This is a genomic window from Porphyrobacter sp. YT40, from assembly GCF_006542605.1.
Taxonomy (GTDB): Bacteria; Pseudomonadota; Alphaproteobacteria; order Sphingomonadales; family Sphingomonadaceae; genus Erythrobacter.
Genome location: NZ_CP041222.1, coordinates 3497487 through 3511166 on the forward strand (window position 1 = coordinate 3497487; position 13680 = coordinate 3511166).

Annotated in this window: 8 protein-coding genes; 2 read left to right on the forward strand and 6 right to left on the reverse strand. The window is 68.0% G+C overall.

All coding sequences use genetic code 11. The features are described from left to right. Window positions 1-20: 20 nt before the first annotated feature. The 5 genes from E2E27_RS16335 to E2E27_RS16355 all read right to left on the reverse strand — a co-directional run bounded on the left by E2E27_RS16335 (window position 21) and on the right by E2E27_RS16355 (window position 10043). Window positions 21-1931 carry a sensor histidine kinase gene (locus E2E27_RS16335; RefSeq protein ID WP_141460938.1) on the reverse strand — a complete coding sequence of 637 codons (1911 nt, stop codon included), beginning with the start codon at window positions 1929-1931 and terminating at the stop codon, window positions 21-23. A 71-nt stretch (window positions 1932-2002) separates the two neighbouring features. Then, window positions 2003-3106 carry a DUF1176 domain-containing protein gene (locus E2E27_RS16340; protein WP_181443481.1) on the reverse strand — a complete coding sequence of 368 codons (1104 nt, stop codon included), beginning with the start codon at window positions 3104-3106 and terminating at the stop codon, window positions 2003-2005. Window positions 3107-3161: 55 nt separating this feature from the next. Further along, complete coding sequence (locus tag E2E27_RS16345; RefSeq protein WP_141460942.1) at window positions 3162-4289, reverse strand: DUF1176 domain-containing protein; 1128 nt, start codon at window positions 4287-4289, stop codon at window positions 3162-3164. Between the two features lie 69 nt (window positions 4290-4358). Then, on the reverse strand, window positions 4359-9248 hold the full coding sequence (locus E2E27_RS16350) for an autotransporter-associated beta strand repeat-containing protein (RefSeq protein ID WP_141460944.1): 4890 nt from the start codon (window positions 9246-9248) through the stop codon (window positions 4359-4361). A 96-nt stretch (window positions 9249-9344) separates the two neighbouring features. Next, complete coding sequence (locus E2E27_RS16355) at window positions 9345-10043, reverse strand: response regulator (RefSeq protein WP_141460946.1); 699 nt, start codon at window positions 10041-10043, stop codon at window positions 9345-9347. A gap of 151 nt (window positions 10044-10194) precedes the next feature. Between E2E27_RS16355 and E2E27_RS16360 the strand changes: the two genes are divergently transcribed. Together E2E27_RS16360 and E2E27_RS16365 are read left to right on the forward strand one after the other, a co-directional pair. Beyond that, window positions 10195-11286 (forward strand): hypothetical protein, encoded by a 1092-nt coding sequence (locus tag E2E27_RS16360; protein WP_181443482.1) that lies wholly within the window; start codon window positions 10195-10197, stop codon window positions 11284-11286. A gap of 27 nt (window positions 11287-11313) precedes the next feature. After that, the gene (locus E2E27_RS16365) at window positions 11314-11799 is read left to right on the forward strand and encodes a DUF3617 domain-containing protein (RefSeq protein WP_141460950.1); all 486 of its coding nucleotides are present in this window, start codon (window positions 11314-11316) and stop codon (window positions 11797-11799) included. On the opposite strand, the gene E2E27_RS16370 is transcribed toward E2E27_RS16365, so the two are convergent. Next, a complete protein-coding gene (locus tag E2E27_RS16370; RefSeq protein WP_181443483.1) occupies window positions 11796-13199 on the reverse strand; it encodes an NAD(P)-binding protein in 1404 nt (467 codons plus the stop codon). The genes E2E27_RS16365 and E2E27_RS16370 overlap by 4 nt on opposite strands. Between the last annotated feature and the right edge of the window lie 481 nt (window positions 13200-13680).

Consider the following 13680-nt stretch of genomic DNA (forward strand, 5'->3'; position numbering starts at 1 on the left):
CGCCCCTGCAGCCAATCCCCTCAGGCGGAGGGATCGGCTCCGGCGAGCGGCACTTCGAGCATCAGGCGCGTGCCTTCGGGCCCGCTGGCAAGGGTGAAGTCCGCACGCAATTGCGCGGCGCGGGTTTCCATGCTCGTCAGCCCGCGACCGCGGCGATAGCCCTCGGGAAGACCGCTGCCGTCGTCGCGGATGGCGATGCGGATCGGGCCGCCCGCAGGCGCGCTGCTTTCCACCGCGATCCGCCGCGCGCCGGAATGGCGCATCGCATTGGTCACCGCCTCCTGAAGGATTCGCAGCACCTGCAAGGTCGGACGCGGGCCGAGATCGATCCCCTCGTCCACCTCGGCGATGAAATCGAGCGCCATGCCGGCCGCCTCGACTTGCGGGCGTACGCGGTGTTCGAAGGACCGCAGCGTCTCTGCAAGGCCCTCTTCGGCCGAATCCATCGAATCGACGATCAGCCGCAGGTCGGCGATGCTGGCCTGCAGGCCTTCTTCGACCTCGACCGGGCTCGCCCCGCCGCCGCGCACCTGCATCATCAGTCCGAGCAGTTGCCCGCCGATCCCGTCATGCATGTCGCGCACGATCCGCTGGCGCTCGACCAGCATGACCTCGCGCCGGAGCAACTGCTTTTGCGCTTCGTAGCTGGCTTCGAGCTTGGCGTTCTGCTCGACAAGCTGAGCGGCGAGAATGGCGTTCGACTGCACCACGGTGCGCCGCGCTTCGCTGGCTTCGCGCGCGATCGAGGCCACCACCCCGAGGCCGAGCAACAGTCCGGCGGGGGCGGCCGAATAGAAGGTCAGCGCCAGATGCTCGGCAAAAGGAAGGGCAAGATCGAAGACATTGTCCGCTGCATCCACCGAAAGGGCGAGCAGGCAGAACATCAGCGTCACCCGTTCCAGCCAGCGCCCATCGCGCCGCACCGCCGTGCCCCATGCCAGTGCCGCCAACCCTGCCAGTGCGAGCGCCAGCAGCATGACGGCATTGCCCGTCGCCAGCGCTTCGAACCACGGCATGACCGCCGGGCCAAACGCAAAGCCCGCTGCCGTCACCCCGGCCAGATAGATCAGCAGCGCCAGCCACAGCCAGCCGAGCCAGCCTTGCCAGCGCCCCGTCCCGGCCTCGCCCGCAAGCAGGTGGCGGGCAAAGGCAATGATCACCGAGAAATCGAGCAGATAATAGAGAAAGGCCGTCACGAGAAACGGCACCTCGAAGGGCGTCTGGAAGGAGATGAAATAGGTCCGCAGCGCCCACACCGCCATCAATTGCATCAGGCTGCGGATCCGGTCACGGTCTTCGGCGGGCCAGTTGGTCACGAAGCACAGGAGCGTGGCGAAGGCGAGCACCGAGATTGCGATGATCGGCACGATGCTGGTGATCAGATCGACCGCCCCCGCCGCCCGCGCGGCCTCGACCGCCGGGCCGATATGGAACGGCGCCAGCGCCAGCACCGTGCTCTGCGTTTCGATCAGCACCTCGATGCGGTTGCCCTCATCCCGCAGCAAGGCAGGCGGGATCGGGAAATAGAGCGCCGCACCGTCCGCCGCACCGCGCAGGGTATCGAGCGGGATGTTGGGCTGGATCACCGTGCCGTTGAGCTTGATTTCCTGCAGACCGGGTGTGGCGCCGATGAAGAAGGCCAGATCGTCCTGTCCTCTGGGCGGATCGAAGGGGATCAGGAACACCACGCGCGGGCCGCTTTCGCCCACCGGCGCGCGGTAGATCGGGTTGGCGGCAAAGGCGGCCTGTTCGGGCCTCGCGCCGGGGACGGCGTTGCCGGCTGCGTCCGCCGCGACGTATTCGAGCGTGGGCGGGGGTGCCATGCCCGCCGGGCGCACCGCGCTTTCCCCCCAGTAGAGCGCTCCCCAGAAGGCCGCCAGCACCACCAGCAGCACCAGTCCGGCCTTCGCCCGGTCTTGCCAGAAGCTCATGCCCTTCCCCCCATTCGCTCCGCCCACGCGCCGGTCCTTGACCACCCCGGCGCGCGGCGCACCCTGCTGTCCTATCCGGGAATGGCCCGGTATGTCTGCAACCACTGGCTCTGCGGTATGCCGTAGCAACTCGGCATTTCCACAGCATCGACCATGGCGAAGGCCCGTCCGGTCCACGCCCAGCGCCGCCGCCAGCCGCAGTGCTCGCCGGAAAAGGCAGTGAGCAGACCGCTGGCCGGATCGAAGCTGCTGTTCGGCAGGATCGGCACTTCGGCGAGGCGACCCTGTTCGGGGCGCGGAAGCGCGAAAGGCGCGAAGCCGTGCCCCGGCGTCTCGATCAGCCACAGGCGGCGCGGTGGCTGGCCTTCCGGCGAACAGCCGACTCCCAGCAGGAATTGTCCGCTGTCGAGCCGGTAGCGCACCTGCAGCGGATCGCGGCCGGTGATCGGCGCTTCCGGGCACAGTTGCGCGCGCGCCGCAAGGATGCCGGGTGCGAAAGCGATCGGCGTCTCCAGCGCGGTCGTCTCGCCTCGGACCACGGCAACCCGCGGCAAGGGCGGCGCGGGCGGCACGCTGCGCGCTGGGCGTGGCCCTTTGGCGAAGAACGCAGTCACGGTCCCGCGCCGCTGCTGCACTTCGTCGATGAAGCGCAGGCTGGCGGTCATCCCGGCGGTGGTGATGATCCCGTGCATCCGTCCGTCGGCGAAGCGGGTCGCCGCGCGGTCGGTTTGCACGCTTTCGGCCAGAAAACCCGCGACGTCGGCGGGGGCGAGCTCGTAGCGCCCCGGCTGCAGCGGCAGCAGGCGATAGGCCCGCCCGGTGCAGTCACCGTCACACGGGGTGTAGACGTGCAGGCTCGCTGGCGGCTCCCCCGCGCCCGCCTCGCCCCAGACGGTGGTGTCGACAATCACGCGGGCGCGCGCGTCCGGCCCGGCGCGGCGCGTCACCCACAGCTTCGGCGTGGCATAGTCCCCCGGATCGGTCTGCCACACGCGCACCAGGTAATCGCGCGACACGCTGAGCGCGGTGCATTCGCGGGCATTGTCGCAGGCGACCGACCACTCCGAGAACTCGCTGACTTCGGGCGCGATCCACTGGCCCGGCGGCGAACCCTCGGCGCCAAGCATTCCGGACTGCACCATCGCGACGAACGCGGCGACCCATCCGAAAGCCAAACCCGTCAGAGGCCGCAAAGTGTCCACCGCAGTCCCCCCTCTGGTCGCGCCGACATCAGGGTTCGTGTAGACCCTCGCCCGGCACGGAGCCACTCCCCCCATCCGAGGGGGTTTGCCCGGCATAGCGCCAGCTGGAGGGCGACCAGACGCGCGGCCAGTAGTCATACGGCACCATCCGGCAGCGCTTGTAACGGCGGTGAAGGATCATCGCGAAGGCGCTGCCGGTCCAGCCGAACTTGACCCAGTGCCCGCAATCGATCCGCTCTTTGTCCGGCAGCTGAAGCACCAGCAGCGAATCGCCGTCGAAGCCGGCATAGTCGTGCTGCCGCACGGCCCCGGCATTGTCGCTGAGCTCGAACAGGACCGGCTCCGCATTGTCGGGCTGGAGGAATATCCGGTTGCCTTCCGGGCACTCGGCGATCCACATTCGGTGCTGCGGGCCGATGCGAAAAAGAAACGGCCGGTTTGGCAGCGCGCGGCCAGAGCAGGCATTCTCGACCGCATCGGGGGCCATGTCGGGTGCCTCTTCGGCCTGACCGCGCAGTGTGACCTGGTGATATTCCCGCAACCACTGCGCCCGCTCTGCGGGCGTGAGGGGGTCCTTACCGGGATGCTGGAGCCGCTCCATACGGGCCAGCAGCCTGCCGAGATTGCCGCGCGGCATCCGGGCGATCACGCGTTCGCCATTGTCGATCGCGGCTCCCGGCCAGGTCTGCACGGCGGCGATGATCGCAGCGGCGGCTTCGGGCGAGGCGCGAAAGGCACCATCCGCTTCGCGCGGGCCGAGACCCAGCGGCACCGCCGCTCGCCCCCGCAATCGCCCGCGCGGAATCAGTCGCCAGCGACCCTCGGGCTCGTGCACCGCCAGCGCGCCGGTGGAATCGAGAAACGCCAGCCGCATGCTCAGCGGCGCGCCGCGCGGGTGCTTGCGGCCGATCATTACCACCGTCCGCACGCCGACATGATCGCGCGGCGGGGTCACCACGCCGATGATCTCGCAATCGGCCCCGCTGTCGCATTGCAGTGTCCAGTCGCCTGCGTTCACGGCCCGGTCGATCTCGCGCAGATAGCGCGGCATGACGGCAGGCTCAGGGCCTTGTCCCTGTGCGGGGGCCGGGGCGAGGATCGTGGCGATAAGCGCTGCGCAGGTGAGCGAGACGGATGGGAGAGTCGCAGGTTCCATCCGCCTCGCTCTTCCGGAGCCGGTTCGTGTCAAGGTCTGGCCCCGGCTTCCGCGCGAGGGGGGCTCGCGTCAGAAGGCAATGCTGACCCCCGCATGGACCGCGTGGCGATCGGTCTTGCCGATCTCGCCGCGGTAGCCGAGGCTGAAGGTCGCCCCGCTGCGGGTGGTGTATTCGAGCGCGATGCCGCCGATGCCCTGCACCGTGTCGCGGGTGTCGCCCTGCAGCACCACGCCGGCATCGCTCACCGCGAACACCACCGGGATGGCGCGATCGCCGCTCAGCGCGAGATAGCGGGTGCCGAAGTCGAGCCGCAGGTCGAGCCCGGCGGCGCTTTCCTCCGCGCTGATATTGCCGTCCCACAGCCGCTTGATCGCGGTCAGGCGTGCTTGGCCTTCGAGGGTCTCGGTTGCGAGTTCATCGAGCTGCAGGCGCAACGGGCTGACGCCGCTTTCGGTATAGGCATCCTGCTCCTGCCGCACGATGCTGCCGCGTGCGTTGAGAGCGAAGGTCCAGCCGTCTGCCGCGCCGAGCGGCACGCCCGCCTCGGCAAAGAAGGCGAGGATGCTGCTGTCGGTCTCCCCGTCGACGCTGCCGGCAAAGCCGTTGAAGCTGACATTGCGCAAGGTGGTCTGATCGACCCCGCCGAACACCGCGCCCGCCCCGAGTGCGAAGCCGCTGCCGGTCTCGTAGCGCATGGTGAGGCTGCCCAGCGTATGGGTCTGTTCCCCGCCCCCGCCATTGCTGCCGAGTTCGATGTCGCCCTTGGCCCAGCCCAGCGCGCCGCCGAGGGTGATATTGCTGCCGACATCGAAATTGACCCCGCCGCTGATCCCGCGCGTTTCGTGATCATAGGCGAGCGTCGTGCCCGATGCGCTGCGGCTGCCCCAGGCACCGAAGCCGCTCATCCACAGGCGGTTGCCGCGGCCATGGCGGACATCGATCAGCCCGATCGAATCGATGAAGCCCAATGCCGTGTCCGCCGCCGCCAGCGTCTGCGCGTTGAAGGTGGAGGGTCGCGCGGTCAGCACCGAGGGCGCCATCAGCGCCGCGTTGGGCTGGTAAAACACCGCCAGCGGCAGTTGCGCGCCGACGGTCTCGACCGTCGCGAAGGTGCCGGTCAGGCTGCCCCCGGTGCGCAGGAAGGTGCCGCCCTGCCCCTCGGCCCCGCCAACGCCCACGAAGCGAAGCGTCCCGCCGTTCAGCACCGCATTGCCGGTGACATCGAGCAGGTCGATATTGCCGTTCGCGTCGAACTCGATCTCGAGCACCGATCCGGCACTGTGGGTGTAATTGCCCTGCACCGTCAGCGTGCCGATCGAATTGCCCGGCGCGACCGTGCCGCTGTTGACGAGGTTGCCGATGATCCGGCCGGTGCCGTCCAGCGTCGCCCCGCTGGCGACGGTGGCATTGGTGGTCGCGACGGTGTTGATCCGCGTGCGCCCGGCATCGAGGTTGAGCGCGCCGATCGTGAAGTTGCTGGCGAAGGTCAGCTGCCCCGCACCCAGTTTGGTAAAGCTGCCCGCGCCCGACAGGCCGTTCGCGAAGGTCGCCGCGCCCGTGTTGGTGTAGGCGAGGTTTGCGCCCGCAGCGATGCTCACCCCGCCGCTCCCGAGCGCGCCGTTGCCGCTGACGGCAAGGCTTCCACCCTGAATCTCCACCCCGCCGGAATGGGTGTTGGTGCCGGTCAGCGCCCCCGCGCCGCTGCCGGTCTTGACGATGCGGCCCGCGCCCGAAACGTTGTTGGCGAAGGTGATCGCGCCGATCTCCACCGCCGCGCCGCCACCGATCGCAACATTGCCGCTGCCCAGCGCGCCTGCATTGCCGACCACCACGCGGCCGCCGTTGATCGCGGTGCCGCCGACGTAATTGTTGCCCGTGCCCAGCACCACCAGCGCGCCGTTGCCGTCCTTGATCAGCGATCCGCCGCCTGTCAGCACGTTGCCGAGCGTGACCGCGTTCGCCCCGCCGTGGTCGACCACCAGCGCCGCGCCGCTCGCGATCTGCACCGCGCCGGTGCCGAGCGATGCGGGGCTCGCCACGACCAGCTGGCCCTGCTGGATATCGGTGCCGCCGCTATAGGTGTTGATGCCGGTCAGGAACCCGGCGTTGCTGGCGGTCTTCACTACCTGCCCCGCCCCGCCGATGTTGTTGGCGACCGAGACGCCCCCGATGCTCAGCTGCGCGCCCTGCAGCACCAGCACATCGCCGGTGCCCAGCCCCTGCCCGTTGTTGAGGCCCAGCCGTCCGGCATTGACGATCGTGCCCCCGGTGTAGGTGTTGGCGTTCTGGATCACGAGCACGCCCGCCCCATCCTTGGTCAGGCCGCCCGCCCCGCTGACGAGATTGGCCATCGTCTCGGTGCTGGCTGTGTCGAACACCAGCTGCGTGTCGGCGGCGGTGGTCACCGGCCCGCCGCCCAGTGCCGCGGCAGTGCTGACGATCACCCGCCCGCCGACAATGTCGACCCCGCCCGCAAGCCCGTTGCTCAGCAGGGTGAGATCGCCCGTGTCCGACTTGCGCAGCAGCCCCGCGCCGGTGACGTTCTGGCTCAAGGTCTGCGCGCCCGCGATCGACAGGTCGAGCGCCGCGCCCGCCTGCACCGTAATCGCGCCGGTGCCGAGCACGCCGACGTCCGTCACCCGGATCGCGCCCTGCTGGATGTCGGTTCCGCCCGCATAGGTGTTGGCCCCGGTGATGAACACCGTGCCCGCGCCGGTCTTCACGATCCCGCCATTGCCGATCACGGTGTTCGACAGGGTGGTGAACCCGCCGGTCGAAAGGTCGAGCCTCGCCCCGGCATTGGCGAGGTTGATGGTCGCGATGCCGATGTTCTGGCTGCCTTCGATCTGCAGCGTGCCGTTGTCGATAAAGACATTGCCGGTGAGACTGTTGGTGCCGGTCAGCGTCAGGCGATCTGTGCCGATCTTTTCCAGATTGCCCCCGCCGCCGAGGGCGGCGGTGATGGTGGTATCGCCCACGGTGCTGGCGATTTGGAGCGCCGTTCCGGTGCCGATATTGACGCTGCCCGAGCCGGCCGAGCGCCCGTCCTCGATCACGATCGCGCCACCCTGAATGTCGATCAGGCCGGTAAAGCCGCTGTTGTCGCCCAGCAGGTTGGCCTGATTGCTCGCAGTCTTGACGATACTGCCGCTGCCCGAAACGTCGTTCGACAGCGTCACTCCGCCGATCCCGAGCGTCGCGCCGCTATCCACCTGGATCGCCCCGGTGCCGAGGCCGAGCCCGTCGTTGAGCCCGACCGTCCCGCTTCGGGTCGTAGTGCCGCCGGTGAAGGTATTGGCGACATTGATCACGACATCGCCGCTGCCTTCCTTGATGAACCCGCCCGCGCCGGTCAGGAAGGGCGTTGTCTGGAGCAATTGGCTCGCGCCATTGTAGTTCAGGATCAGATTGCCGCCCGCATTGGCGATCACCTGACCGGTGCCGAGCCGCGCCAGATCATCGACCCGCAGGCCGCCCGCGGCGATCAGCGTGCCGCCGGTGTAGCTGTTGGTGCCGGTCAGATCGAGCACGCCCGCGCCGCCCTTCACCAACGCAAAGCTGCCGCTCAGATTGTTAGCCAGCACCTCGTCGCTGGCGATGGTTACTGCGAGGAAGTTGCCCTGCGTGCTCGATGTGATGTCGCCCGTTCCGAGCGAGGCGACGGTGTAGACTTCAAGCCAGCCGCCGCCTTCGATCGCCAACCCGCCGCTGAAAGTGTTGACCCCGGTCAGGTAGCCATTGCCCGGCCCGTCCTTTATCACGCGGCCAGCGCCGCTGATCGCATTGCCAAGCGTGAAGTCGCCGATCCGGAGCGTGCCGTCATTGACGATGCTGCCCGATCCGACGACATTGCCCGACGTGAACAGCGCGGAGCCGGACTGGCCGATCTGGAAGGTCCCGGTAAAGGCTCCCGAATTGCCGCCGAAGGTCGTCACCACATTGGGCGCGGCCACCACCACCAGACCCGCTCCCCGGAAGTTCTGGTTGTAGGTCTGGGCCGAAATGCCGCCGAACACGAGAGCCGCGCCCGATGCCACCGTCACATCGCTCGTCGGGATACCCAGCGACGATGCCGAACGGACCTGGACAGTGCCAGAGAAAATCTCGATCTCGGTCAGGTCGGCATGGCTCCCGTTGAGCGCCCGGAACCCGCTGGCCCCGGCATCGATCTCCAGCCGCTCGAATCCGGTGCTGTTGTAGTTCGAAATTCCGGTGCCCTCGATGCGCAGCAGATCGGCGCCTGCCCCGCCTTCGAACAGGATGTTGTTTCCAGTTCCGCCGGTGACATTGGCCGTCGAGGTTAGGGTGAGGCGATCATCGCCATTCCCCAGATTGATGGCGAGCCCGTCGGACTGCACGTCGATCGTGCCCGCCACATTGACGCGCTGGCTGCCGTTGCTGCCATTCAGCAGATAGGCACCATTGCTGGTGCTGCCCGCCAGCGTGCCGGCGATGCTGATATCGTTGAAACTGCTGGCACTGGAAAAGACGCTGATCGCGCCGGGATTGACCGAGACATTTCCGTTCAGGCCGACAGTCAGCCCCGACTGGTCGCCGTCGACCGTGATGCCGGACGCGGTCACGGTGCCGCCGAGGAACACGGTGTTGCCCGTCCCCAAAGTGTAGATGGTCGATGCATCGAAGGTCGCGCCGGTAAGGATCTGCACCGAGTTCTGGTTACCGATCGCAGCGATGAATGACCCGCCGTTGATGGTCGTGCCGGCGGTGACCTCGACAGTCGTCTGATTGGCCGTCGCGCCGACAGTCTGGCCCGTCACCGTGCCGGTGCAGGTTACCACCGTGCCGTCGATCGTGACGCCGCTCGCCGGTTGCGCGGGATTGGCCACGCACTGCGCCTGCGCCTCGGTGGCGAAGGTCAGCGACAGGAACGAGGCGGACGCCATCAGGGTGGCGTGGGCGAGGTGGCGACTGGTATTGCTGCGACGGGTAACGGACATGGAAACTCCCCTCCAGGGTGCTGATTTCCATGTCGCAATCGGCCCAAGGGGCGTTTCTTCCTATCCCCACAGAGGAGGGGGGTGCCCCCGCAGACCTTACTCCCGGTCGATGCGGATGAGCTTCGCCTGGATCGCCTCGAACACCGCCTCGCCGCGCGATCTGACGTGCAGCTTGCGATAGATGCCCTGCACATATTCGGCGACCGTGTAGGGCGACAAGTTCATCACCCGTGCCGCTTCCTTGCGGGAAAGGCCGCGCGCGAGATATTCAAGCAGCTCGCGTTCGCGCGGGGAGAGGTGCGGCGCGTCCGGCTCGGTGGTTTCGGCGACCGGCTCGTCGCGCACCAGGCTCAGCAGATGGCTGGCCGCGCGCGCGCTGATGGGGGTCTCCCCCGCCAGCGTCGCGCGCACATGGGCCAGCACCATGTCCGCGCGGGTATCCTTGAGGATATAGCCATCGGCCCCGGCCTTGAGCGTGCCGAGCACGCTGGCGCGATCTTCGAACACGGTGAAGACCAGCACCCGGCAAGGCGGCACACGCGCGCGGATCGCCTCGATCAGCGTGATTCCGTTGCCATCGGGCAGGCCGAGATCGAGCAATGCCAGATCGGGCATCAGATCGACCAGCGGCAGGCCTTCGGCAAGCGAGGCCGCATCGCCCACAACCTCGATATCGCCCGCCTCGGCCAGCGCGCCCTTGGCATAGGCGCGCAGACGGTCGTCATCCTCGACGATGATGACGCGCGCCGGGGGCGGCGGTGCCTCTGGGGCCGGGTGCTGGGTGACATGCGCCATGGTGATGCTCGTGGTGCCTCCGCCTCGCGGCCTTGTCCACTCTCGGCTGCCACTATCGCCGCGCGGGCGCCCGGACTCATCCCCGTCAGATGGGGGGATGGCGGGCGCCGACGGGCGGAGGCAGAGAGCGCTCGTCAATCACGGGAGGGACATGATGCGACGCCAACTTCTCATGCTTGCCGCGCTCGGCGGCACCGCGCTGGCCGGGGCGCAGCTTTCCGCGCAGGATCCGTTCAAGCGGTTCGAGGAGGCACGCAGCAAGCTGCCCGGTGCCCAGCGCGAACAGTCCACCCGCCGCCCGATTCCCGCAACTGCACAGCCCAAACCGGCAGCGGCCGCGGCCAGCAGCGGGATGCTGCCCGATCAGGGTGTGCACAATCCGGTCCACGCCGCGCACCAGAGCCAGATCGTCTTCACCCGCCGCGATCTCGGCATCGGCGCGATCACCGAAGCCGACATCGTCAGCGACTTCACGTTGGGCGAGCCGATGTTCTTCCGCGTCTTCACCGAGACCTCGGCAGTCAACGCCATCGCGGCGGCGAACGGGATGGGCGCGCGCGAGGTCTATGCCGACGGCGTGCATTACATCGCGCGCTTCACCGTCGGCGGGCAGACCTTCGACACCGGCATCTTCCCGTGGGGCAATCGCAGGGATCACGAGACCTGGACCACCTGGCGCGGGCAGTTCGTCAATCCCGGCAATGCGCAGCTGACACCGGGAACCGACGCCTTCCTCGAATTGCTCTCGCGCGCAACGGCGGCGGGCGTGCTGCCTCCCGGCACGCACCAGATCACGATGGAGGTGATCCCCCAGACCAACACCGAGGCGCAGACCAAGCTGGTCGCAGGGCCGGTGGCCAAAGGCAGTTTCACGCTGCGGGTCCCGGCGGGGATTTTCAAGGCTGGCAACACCGCTGTCTGCGGCGCGGGGCGCGGCGGGGCGGGCACGGCGGCGACAGAGGCGCGCGCGCTCAGCGAAGCCAAGCGCTTCTGGGACTGGGCCGATCTCACCCCGGTCAAGGCGGTCGCCGTGGGCGCCGAATGGAAAATCACCGTGAACGAGCTCACCAGCGTGCCGATCGAGCGCGCCACCGATGTCACGATCATGTCGCGCGGGGCCAAATACTGCGCCGCGCACCGCCACACCGTGACCGAGAAATATGCCGGCGGCGGCACCTACGCGCCCGGCGGCCTCTCCGTGAACTTCACCCCCGGCTACATCCCCTGCGGCTGTCTCGACTGACAGTCCGCCAATTCACGAGGAATCGATATGAAACGCATGATTGCTACGCTGCCACTGGTCGCCGTCCTCGCCGCCTGCGGGCAGGCCGATGGCGAGCTCAATCCGGGCAACTGGAAGAGCACCATGGCGATGACCAAGTTCGACATCCCCGGTGCCCCGCCCGAAGTCGCCGCACGCGCCAAGGCGATGCTCGGCCAGAGCCAGACCACCGAGGCCTGCATGGATGCCGCACAGGCCAAGCTCGGCGTGCGCGAAATGTCGAACTCGATGCAGCAAGGCGAATGCACGATGCAGGATTTCAAGCAGGGCGGCGGCACCATGTCGGGCACGATGGTCTGCAAGGGCGCAGGCGGCGGCTTCGGCGCGCCGGAGATGGCGATGACCGGCACCTACGCGCCCGACAAGGTCACCATGACGCTGGCGGGCGACGTCACCGACGACAAGCTGCCCGGCGGCAAGGCGAAGATGGAAATGAGCCTCACCAGCGAACGCACCGGCGACTGCGAGGGCTAGCCCTGCGCCGCCAGCCGCATCAGGTTGGCGACCGCCTGCGGCCCGGTCGCGCGCAGCTCCTGCAAGACCGCCACCCGCGCCGCATCGTTGCGGTCGATACCGGCTGCGATCTTGCCGAACCCGTCGAGCCGGCTGCGGCGGATCCACGCGCCCAGCCGCTCGTCGCCGAACCACCCGCCCTGGTTCATGATGTTGACGATGTTGGTGGTGAGATAGCTCCTGAGATCGTGCGGGAAGGGAACCGTGCGGCAGAGGATGTTCTTCGCGGCATCGTCATCGGGGTAATGCGCCTCGACAAAGGCGATCAGCGCCGCCGAAAAGCACGGCTGCGGCACGCGCACCAGCTGGGGCACGATCCGGTCGCCCTGAAAGATCGGCACCGCAGCGCGCGGCTCGACCGCCGAGGCGGTGCAATCGATGTAAAGCGCGCCTGGCACCGCCGGTTCGCTGCCCTGCTCCAGCATGATCGCCTCGGGCGTGATCGCGGTGACGCGGCCCTTGCGCACCACATTAGTCACGCGCCGCAGCTCGGCGACTTCGCCATGCGAAATCGTGGCGTAGTGGAACATGGTCGGCATCACCTCGGGATCGATCCGCAGCACCACCCCTGCCGCTTCGAGCCGGGCAAAGATATCTTCGGGCGAGGTTCCTTGCGCAAAGGCCCGCATCTGCGCCAGCTGGCGGCCGAAGACTTCGTCGAAGAATTCCTCCCCCGGCTGCGTGCCGGAACGGTCGATCAGCCAGCTGTCGCGCGGCTTGATCCACTGGATCGCGTCCGCCGGCGTGCCCATCGCGAGCAGCCAGCCGATCGCGTCCATCGCGGTCTTGCCCGCGCCGAGCACCACGAAGCGCGCAGGCCGCTCGCTTTCGAGCCACAGCCGGGGAAGCACACCGGGGGGCACCATCCTGACGCCCTCCTCCACCGCGAAGCGCGGCGTGTGATTGGCGGGAATGACCGGGCTGTTGTGGGTGGTGTCGACCGTCTTGCGGCGCACCGTGATCGCCGTCTGTGCGCCCGACATCAGCGATACCGCCCGGCCATCGTCGCGCCACGCCGTCATCGGCAGATAGGTCACGCGGCCCGAAGCCAGCAGGCTCTGGCGCATCACCCGGTCGTAATAGCCGCTCACCTCCGCGCCCGAGGCGAGTTCGTAGAGCCCCGCGTTGACGCCGTGGGTGTCCTTGCGATCGGTGCCCAGCGGCAGCGAGTTCACCCCGTAGAAGGCCGAAGGCTGGTGCAGCGCGACGAAGCCATAGGCGTCGTTCCAGTGCCCGCCGGGCCGCGACTGCCGGTCGATGATGGTAATGTGGGCATCGCTCTCGGTCACCAGCGTGTCGGCAAAGGCCATGCCCACCGCGCCAGCGCCGATGACGAGATAGTCGGTTTCGATGGTCGTCACGCGCGGCTCCGATCCTTGGAGTGATGGTTCGAGAGCTACGTCGGATAGCTCAAGGCCACTAACGCCGCTCCGCCCTGCGACAGCGCGGCCACGCCGCTGGCGATGCATCGACCTATATCGCCTTGCGCGGGACAACGCCAACGTCCGCCGCAGGTAGACATCACCGAGGCCAGTGGTGGCGCGGTCGCGTTCGAACCGGCAAGCACCATGCCACGGGGATCGGCTGCGAACACACTCGCCCTGCGCCGCACGGTGGTGACCTGTTCGTCGATAACATCATGCGTTTCGTCGTGTGCTGCCCCCACAGCCTGCCTTCCGGTGGTTAGGACAGGGACACGCGGGGCTATGTCACAGGTCGCATGGAAATCACCTCGGGCCGGGTCAAAGCCTTTGACCTGCCTCGGCTCCATCGGCCATCATTCCCCCGCCACAATGCAATGGCTGCCGCCGCCTTCGGACCACCCGGAGGACGAGGCTGGCC